Genomic DNA, 1445 nt, shown 5'->3' on the forward strand with positions numbered 1-1445 from the left:
CAAGACCCGAACATCCCTCTAGGATTTTCAAGTTTTCAGCTCATAATCGCGCTCTTGGGTGAGCATGCGCCAGATCACCCGGGTCAGATGGCGCCCCAGCGCCCGAACCGCTTGGTTATGCCGTTTGCCCTGTGCCCGTTTGCGATCGTAATAGGCGCGTGACTCCGGCACGCATCGCATGTGCCGGACGACACAGGTCATCATCGCGTTCTGGCAACGGCTGTTGACGCATTTGGGTGGGCGACCCCGGCGTGTCAGCCCTGAGGCTTGGTCCAGCGGCGCCATGCCGAGATAGAGCGCCAGGCTGGCTTCATGATTGAAACGGGCCAGGTCGCCGATTTCACCGGCCAGTTCGGCGGTACCGGTGACGCCGAAGCCCGGAATGGAGCGTAGGCGCTGGGTGATCGAGCAGTCGGCGGCCACCGCGTCGATCCGCTGATTCAAGTCGGTCAGTTGGGTATCGAGATCCAAAATGGCCTGTGCATCGGCCACGATGTCGCGATCATAGAGGTCGATGTCCGGGCCGAACGTCGCTTGCTTTTGCCATGCCCTGATCCGCGGGGCCTTCTTGGCGCCGATACTTGGGATCGCCAGGATCGTTTTCTCCTGCAGCCGCGGCAAGGCCGTCAAGCAGTCCCGGCAGGTCAGCCAACGCAGGAACCAGCGGTTATCCACGGCCCGCGTAAGCCCCAACAGATCGGGACATACGGCCTGAAGGTCGACGCGTAGCCGTGTCAGCCTCAACCCACGGTCGGCCACTAGATGCCGTCGACGGCGCGTCAAATATTTGAGTTGCCGCTGGGCTTGGCTGACCGGGTTGATCTCGGCCAAGACGTTACGAACCAAAGGCCGTTGCCCATCGAAGGCAAACAGCTCGAGCATGCGCCGGGCATCGATGGCATCAGTTTTGGCCGGAGCCGGAAAGATCTCTTTGTACCGCGCCAGCTTGAGATTGTTGACGTTGAACAGCCGCCAGCCCCGCGCCAGCACCTGTTGGTCCAGCGGCCGAGCCCACCCGCCATAGCCTTCCATCGCAACGCGTACGTCGCGTGCCTGATAGCCATCGATGCGGGCAAAGAACCGCTCGAAGCCATCGCGGCGGTGATCGATAGTGAACTCATCCAGAAGCTGCCCCGTCGGATCACCCACGGCCACCGAATGAAACCGGCTACCGACATCCACCGCGACTCGAATCGACGCCACCATCTCGACCTCCAGACACAAAAAACCGGGATCACCCGGCGTCTTGTCTATCTGGAAGCCACGGCCCATCGGCTGGCATCATCCTCGGCAGACGTTCCGGATGATGCAGGTGACGAGGGCGGCATTTCAGAGTCGAGCATCCGGCTACGGATGCGAACCCCAGGAGCCACACCCTCGCCACGGGATCGAGTCTAGCCGATTTCTACACCCTCGGCTGCCTGCAGAATCCGAAGATAGACCCC

The 1445-nt window shown here is 61.7% G+C and carries 1 protein-coding gene; it reads right to left on the minus strand.

The window, feature by feature from the left end; genetic code table 11:
* Positions 1–27: 27 nt before the first annotated feature.
* Positions 28–1206, minus strand: a complete 1179-nt coding sequence (locus tag C41B8_RS19130; RefSeq protein WP_037341993.1) for an IS110 family RNA-guided transposase — start codon at positions 1204–1206, stop codon at positions 28–30.
* Positions 1207–1445: the final 239 nt, after the last annotated feature.

Source organism: Salinisphaera hydrothermalis C41B8, assembly GCF_000732535.1.
Classification (GTDB): Bacteria; Pseudomonadota; Gammaproteobacteria; order Nevskiales; family Salinisphaeraceae; genus Salinisphaera; species Salinisphaera hydrothermalis.